Consider the following 255-nt stretch of genomic DNA (forward strand, 5'->3'; position numbering starts at 1 on the left):
TAGTAGCGGGGGATAACTACGCGAAAGCGTAGCTAATACCGCATACGCCCTACGGGGGAAAGCAGGGGATCGCAAGACCTTGCACTATTAGAGCGGCCGATATCGGATTAGCTAGTTGGTGGGGTAACGGCTCACCAAGGCGACGATCCGTAGCTGGTTTGAGAGGACGACCAGCCACACTGGGACTGAGACACGGCCCAGACTCCTACGGGAGGCAGCAGTGGGGAATTTTGGACAATGGGGGAAACCCTGATC

1 rRNA gene is annotated in these 255 nt (G+C 56.9%); it reads left to right on the forward strand.

The features are described from left to right. Window positions 1–255: ribosomal RNA gene (locus AC6LJY_RS28030) — 16S ribosomal RNA — on the forward strand; the annotation flags it as partial.

This window comes from Achromobacter sp. RT286_PF, assembly GCF_059760425.1.